Source organism: Haloferax sp. s1, assembly GCF_058382125.1.
The window spans coordinates 1-6,066 of the sequence record NZ_JBZRPK010000504.1 but is presented as its reverse complement, the minus strand read 5'-3'; the positions used below and the strand labels follow the sequence as shown (position 1 = coordinate 6,066).

Here is a 6,066-nt window from a genome sequence, read left to right as displayed (position 1 = left end):
CTACCTCTTCATTCAGTGGCAGGACGTGAGCGACTACGACGGCGGCGGCGAGGGCGTCGACGACGGCATCGCCCGCGAGTGGGGTCGACTGCTCGTCGGTCTCCTGATTATCCTCGTCGGCGTCGACCTGTTAGTCGGTAGCGTCGAATCGCTCAGCAGGACCTTCGGTGTCCCGACGTTCCTCTCTGGTATTACCATCATTGCTGCGGCGACGAGTCTTCCCGACACGCTCGTGAGCGTCCGCTCCGCGACGAACGGAAACAGCGCGACGAGCCTCGGAAACGTCCTCGGGTCGAACACCTTCGACCTGCTCGTTGCCATCCCCGTGGGCGTCCTCATCGTCGGCAGCGTCCCGGTCGACTTCGCCGTCGCTGTCCCGATGTTGGGTGTGCTGACGCTCGCAACGGTTCTCCTGTTCGGTATGCTCCGAACCGACTTATCGCTCACACGAGGCGAGGCCTACGGGCTCATGCTCTCGTACCTCGTGTTCGTCGCGTGGATTGTCACCGAAACAATCGGGCTGACAAATCTGATTCAAAACTAACCGCCCGCTGCTACTCTTCTCGTTTCGGTTCGCGAACGGTCAAGACGGGAACCGGCGACGTGCGGAGCAGCTTTTCGGCGACGCTCCCCAGCATGTAGCGGTCGAATCCCGTGTGACCGTGTGTTCCCATCACCACGAGGTCGATATCGTGGTCGTCGATGTACGAGAGCACACCCTGATGAATCGAGACGTCACGCTCGACAGCGTCGGTGACGTTCGCAACACCCGTCTCCGTCGCGATGTCGATAGCCTCGCTCACTGCACGTTCGGCGCGTTCTTCGAACTCCTCGACGAGAACCGGTCCCCGAACATCCGCACCAAAGTACGCAACATTCACGACTGAAAGCCCGTGGATGTCCGCCTCGGTCGCCACCGCGAGTTCGCTCCCGAGCGTGACCGCGGCGTTCGCACACGGACTTCCGTCGGTCGGTGTGAGAATATGCTCGTACGGATACGAGAGTGCAGATTGTTCATCCGGGCGTACCGTGAGCACGGGTACATCCGAGCGGCGGACGACGCGCTCTGTCGTGCTCCCAAGCAAGAGGCGACTCAGCCCGCTCCGCCCGTGGGTCGGCATGACGATGAGGTCGATATCGTTCGTCTCCCCGTAGTTGATAATCTCCTGATACGGTTCGCCATGTACAACTTCGGTTATCGTCTCGACATCGGTCTGTGACGCACGGGCGGCCGCATCGTCGACGAATTTCTCACCCTCGGTGGCGCGGCGACTCGTGGCCTCGTCGTCGGGTTGGGGGCGTCGTTCCGGTTCGGGCGGCGCGACGTGCAGTAGATGGAGCGAAGACCCGTGCATCTCGGCGATGTCGAGGACATGCTCGAAGACTGCTTCGGACCCACTACTGCCATCTGTCGGAAAGAGCAGGCGGTCAAACATAGTTCACAGTTCTCAGTGTAGCTACAAAATATGGAAGGATGGTCGCCAGCGCATGGCAAGGACGGTAGCTGTGTTGTTACTTCAGGTATGGCTCGCAACCGATGCGCTGTGGCGTACGTCCAGTGGGTCTTCGAGGTCGCCCATGACGGCCTCGAACGCGTCGGTCGCGGTCAGCAACCCGGTCACTTCGCCGCCGTCGAGAACGAGCGCCAACTCCTGGCTCGCGGCTTGGAACTGGTCGATTGCCTCGCTAACCGACGTTTCGGCCGAGAGCGTCATCGGCGGCGTGGCGATATCGCGTAGCGTTACGTTGCCCGCCCGAAGTTCGTCGATGTTGTCGACGACGGTCGGCACGTAGACGATACCGTGGAACTCCTCGTGGTCGTCGCCGACGAGCGGGAAGCGCGTGTGGGGGCTCCCGCCGATACGGTCGATGTTCTCCTGTATGGTGTCTGCGGTCGAAAGCGAGACGATTTCCTCGGTCGGAACCATGACGTCGCCGACCGATTGTTCGTCGACGGAGAGGGCGTTGAGGACTTCTTCGCGGCGTTCGTCGGAGAGGTCACCGCGGTCGAGAACGGAGCCGATTCGGTTTCTGAGGTCCGCGCGCGATTCGATGGCGTCTGTTTCGGCTTCCAACCACGCGCCGGTCATCTCGACGCCGAACAGTTTGAGCGTCCACTTTGCGACGGAGTCTCCGAGTGAAATAAGCGGCGAGATGAGCTTTGCGAACCAGTACAGCGGCGTGGCCCCGTAGCGGGTGACGAATTTCGTTCGTTCGACGCCGAGGTAGGTCGGCGTCTGTTCACCGTGTGTTAGATGCAGGAGGTTGATGATGGCGAAGGCGATGATGCCACCAGCGCCGACCGACGCGAGAATGGTCGACTCGAAGTACGGTTCGAACAACGCTGCGAGCGCAGGCTCGGCGACGATACCGACGGCGATACTCGACGCCGTAATTCCGACCTGACAGCTCGTCAGATAGATTTCGAGGTCGTTCGTCATCTCCCACGCCCGCCGGAGCCCCGGCTTGTCGAACTCGGCTTCTGGGTACTGACGGACCCGCGTCAGCGCGAATTCGATGGCGACGAAAAATCCGTTGACGAGGATGAGGAGCAGTCCAACGAGCAATCGACTTGAAAGCTCGATGCCGTTCATCAGTGTGCTTGAACTACACGGCCCGCCGGTAAGTGCTTGGTGGGGTAGGCGGGTATCTCGGAGGGACAATAGAACTAGTTGGGCTTTGTCTTCTGAACCGATGAAAAATTGCGTGCAGTCTGTGTTCCAGGGATAGCGACTTTGTGTGGACGACGTCTCTGTGCTCCGAGGGAGCGGGTCTCTATTTTGAGGTTAGCGGACTCGCGTGGTTGTGAGTTCCGTATCTGGATTAATCCCACTAATTTCGAGGTACGCAACCGCCATGATACCCTGTATGAGTACGGTCGCGATTGCAGTCTCTACGACGACGATGCCCTGTGAGAGTGCACCGGTCGCCAACAGGGACAAGACCATGCCAAGAATGCCGTGTATCACAAGCGGGACGAAAAGGAGCACGCCCAGTCGGAGTCGGTGCCCACGGGTCAGCCGCCAACTTCCGACGAGTGCGTCACGAACGCCCTTGTCGCGAATCGCAACCTCCTGACTAAAGAAGGCGACACCGATGCCGAAGACGGCCGTCGGCAGGAGGAGAACGAGCGAGGCGACCACCAACAGGCCGCGTCCGGGCCACGTCGCCACCAGCCAGTCGGATGCCGTAACGGTCGTGACGGCCGCCGCGCCCGCAACGCCGATACCGGCCGACAGCAGGAAGATAATCGCACCGAGGACGAACGTAATCCACGACCCAAGGAGTAGATGAAGGGTCGCTCGACCGAGTCGATACAGGACGAACTCCTCGGGGATGCTCTCACGCCAGTCGCTTACGAGAGTCCGGTGTGCGACGACTTGAACCGGAATGGTCAGGAGTCCACCGACGAAACTCGCAACGATCGACGCCTGAAAGGCGAGCGCTTTCGGTAGTTCTGTCCCAGCGAGCGGTAAGTCGGAACCAATCGCTTCTGGAGGTGTCGCAACCGTCCCAAGCGGAAGGTACGTCGAGGTGGCAAGCCAGACGAATACCGTCTGGATAGCCGTTCCAAGAAAGAACAGTATCATGAGAATGATACCGCTGCGCGCAGTTCCGCGAGCGAGTCCCTCGCGGATTGCATGGCGGACGTGAAGAGCCATACTGGGAAGGCACACAAGTCGTGGTGTTAACCGTATCGAGATACGCACTATCAGACGCTAGAGGGTACTGCGCCAGTTCATCCGTGTTTCACGTCCGGTTTTCTGGGCGAGAAAACCAGCCACCTATTTCAACTCGAATCCAGTAGATGCGTTTCTGTGAGTGAGGATATTCGCGCAACCGACGTGTACGCACTCCTCAACGATGAGTACGCACGCGCGATTCTCACTGCTACCAACGCCGAACCGATGTCAGCTAAAGCCCTGAGTGACGCATGCGATGCGTCCTTGCCGACGATTTATCGACGTGCCGACCGCCTCATCGAGTGTGGCCTCCTCGAGGAACAAACGGAGGTGGTCAAAGACGGCCACCACTACAGCGTCTACGAGGCCCGCCTCGAACGACTCACCATCGAACTCGAAGACGATGAGCTCAAACTCTCTATCGAAACCAAGCCCGCGCCCGACGTCGCCGACCGCTTCACCGACATGTGGGAGGGTCTCTAATGATTCCTCTCCACGCTGACTCCGCATCGGTTTACGCCGCCTATCTCGTACTCCTCGGCATCACGCTCGTCGCAATCGCAATGGGGCTTTTCATCGTGTTTCAGGCGTACCGTGGCTATCGTCGCAACCAGAGCCAACCGATGCTCTATCTCGCAATCGGATTTGCACTGCTGACTGTCATCCCGTTTGGTATCTCGCTTGCTGGGGCGTCAGTCGGGCAACTCCTCGGCGCAGAACCGATTGTATACACATACTACCTCCCAATCGTGGGGCGGATTGTCGAGGTGTGTGGGCTTGGAGTGATTCTGTATTCACTCTCAATCAGGTGAGATGAGTACGAGAGCACGGACGATAGTCGAGAACGGGAGAGAGAAGGGAGAAGAACGAATCGGGCAGGGGCTGTTGGCCAGCGTGGGGCAACACGGCCAACAACCCACCTGAGGCGGTGAACAGGTATCAATATCCTCATCGGTTTTCTGACTCAGAAAAAAGGGCGACTGCTTAACTATCATTGCAGTATCTATTCTTCTGTGTCACTCAACGTTACAACCTCCATCAAAGGCGGATTCCGTCGTGTCGCGACGCGAAACGGACTCCTGCTCATAGCCGCATACGCCGTTGTCGGGCTCATCTGGCAGGTCTCGTTCAATAGCCTCTTCGTACAAGGGGTTGCGCAATTCGCTCCCGAGGCTGCTGATGCCTCACCTGGGGTGCTAAGTGTCGACCTTCCTCTTGGGGTTCTCGCTGTGCTAACGTTTGTTCTATTCCTCGTGCTCCAGTATATGGCGCTGGTCGCAACCCGAATCCTCGTCGGCGGCTACGAACGCACGATTCCGAACGACCTGTTGACGCGGAACATCCCGCTTGCAATCGTCAACCTGTTCGTCGGTGGCATCGTCTATAGCGCTCTCGTTGTCATCGGCTCGATACTCGTCATCCCCGGCATCATCGCGTACCTGGCGTTCGTCTTCATGACGGTCTACATCGCCGTCGAGGACGAGAACTTCGTCGCGGCGCTCGGAGACAGTTGGTCGCTGACCCGCGGTAACTGGCTCCGATTGTTCCTGTTGTTCGTTGTTATCGGCGTTATCGGTGGGGTCCTGGGAGTGCTGTTCTCCATCGGTTCCATGCTCTCTCCGGCCGCCTCGACTATCCTCTCCGCGCTCGTGTTCCTCCCCTTCTCGGTGCTCAGCCTCGGTATCATCGCGGAGGCGTTCGTCCAACTCCGGGACGAGCGGTCAGCCGCAGCGACTACTGAAGCGATTTAAGCACCACTCTGGTCCCCGCTTTCTTTTTGGCGTCCGGCGGGTTCGTCGCGCCCGTCCCTTCAGATGCGATAACAGAATTCCGAAATCTCCGGCGAACGTGTTGCTACTGTCGCTCCAGACGCTGAAAACGGGTTGGATACCGGGGAGAGGTATCCAAAGGCGTATGGAGGGGGTCGGGTCAGCGGGGGGACGCGTACCCGGCAATTACACAGATACCGTGGGTCCACATGAACCCTGAGCGCAATTTTCTGACCCGGAAAAACGGAAGTCCCATATTTCACAAGTAAGTCCGTGTTGACTAGTATGTCCTCCTATCAAAAATCGGGAGACGCTGAGTCGGTCCCCGGTCTTTTGGACCGCATTCTTGGCCTTCTGCTGCCCGTGCTCAGCGGGACGTTTCTCGGTGCTGGCGGATTAGCTCTCGGTGCATTCCTCTCGGTGATTTCGATTTTGGCGCTTTCGGTAGCTGGATACGAACTCACCCCGACGGCGCTCATCGTCATCGGGTTGATTACGACACAAGGGGTCGGCTGCTTCGCGACGGCACTGACCTACGCCGGCGCTCGACACTACGCCGGCCAGGTCCTCGCAACCGTCCTCCGCGACCGGTCGAGGGTCCGGCAGGCGAACTT

Annotated in this window: 7 protein-coding genes and 1 pseudogene; 5 read left to right on the top strand and 3 right to left on the bottom strand. The window is 59.2% G+C overall.

Going from position 1 to position 6,066, the window contains the following annotated elements; translation table 11 throughout:
- Positions 1-544: sodium:calcium antiporter (locus QT222_RS08105; RefSeq protein ID WP_491476870.1), on the top strand; the 544-nt coding region annotated here is incomplete at its 5' end.
- A 10-nt stretch (positions 545-554) separates the two neighbouring features.
- Here QT222_RS08105 and QT222_RS08100 read toward each other — a convergent pair.
- From QT222_RS08100 to QT222_RS08090, 3 genes are all read right to left on the bottom strand, one after another.
- Positions 555-1,436 carry a universal stress protein gene (locus tag QT222_RS08100; RefSeq protein ID WP_491476869.1) on the bottom strand — a complete coding sequence of 294 codons (882 nt, stop codon included), beginning with the start codon at positions 1,434-1,436 and terminating at the stop codon, positions 555-557.
- An 81-nt stretch (positions 1,437-1,517) separates the two neighbouring features.
- Entirely contained in the window at positions 1,518-2,594 is a 1,077-nt protein-coding gene (locus QT222_RS08095) for a CNNM domain-containing protein (RefSeq protein WP_491476868.1), read from the bottom strand.
- Between the two features lie 192 nt (positions 2,595-2,786).
- The gene (locus QT222_RS08090) at positions 2,787-3,662 is read right to left on the bottom strand and encodes a DUF7847 domain-containing protein (protein WP_491476867.1); all 876 of its coding nucleotides are present in this window, start codon (positions 3,660-3,662) and stop codon (positions 2,787-2,789) included.
- A gap of 156 nt (positions 3,663-3,818) precedes the next feature.
- On the opposite strand from QT222_RS08090, the gene QT222_RS08085 reads away from it, so the two are divergent.
- From QT222_RS08085 to QT222_RS08070, 4 genes and pseudogenes are all read left to right on the top strand, one after another.
- Positions 3,819-4,166 carry a helix-turn-helix domain-containing protein gene (locus tag QT222_RS08085; protein ID WP_491476866.1) on the top strand — a complete coding sequence of 116 codons (348 nt, stop codon included), beginning with the start codon at positions 3,819-3,821 and terminating at the stop codon, positions 4,164-4,166.
- A complete protein-coding gene (locus QT222_RS08080; RefSeq protein ID WP_004059612.1) occupies positions 4,166-4,495 on the top strand; it encodes a DUF7521 family protein in 330 nt (109 codons plus the stop codon). Before QT222_RS08085 ends, QT222_RS08080 begins: the two co-directional genes overlap by 1 nt.
- A 201-nt stretch (positions 4,496-4,696) precedes the next feature.
- Positions 4,697-5,434 (top strand): DUF7847 domain-containing protein, encoded by a 738-nt coding sequence (locus QT222_RS08075; protein ID WP_004059613.1) that lies wholly within the window; start codon positions 4,697-4,699, stop codon positions 5,432-5,434.
- Positions 5,435-5,737: 303 nt separating this feature from the next.
- Positions 5,738-6,066: pseudogene (locus QT222_RS08070) on the top strand (CPBP family intramembrane glutamic endopeptidase); the annotation flags it as partial.

Coding starts and splice junctions, on each gene's coding strand:
- QT222_RS08100 (WP_491476869.1), bottom strand. CDS start 1,436: ATGTTTGACCGCCTGCTCTTTCCGACAGATGGCAGTAGTGGGTCCGAA.
- QT222_RS08095 (WP_491476868.1), bottom strand. CDS start 2,594: ATGAACGGCATCGAGCTTTCAAGTCGATTGCTCGTTGGACTGCTCCTC.
- QT222_RS08090 (WP_491476867.1), bottom strand. CDS start 3,662: ATGGCTCTTCACGTCCGCCATGCAATCCGCGAGGGACTCGCTCGCGGA.
- QT222_RS08080 (WP_004059612.1), top strand. CDS start 4,166: ATGATTCCTCTCCACGCTGACTCCGCATCGGTTTACGCCGCCTATCTC.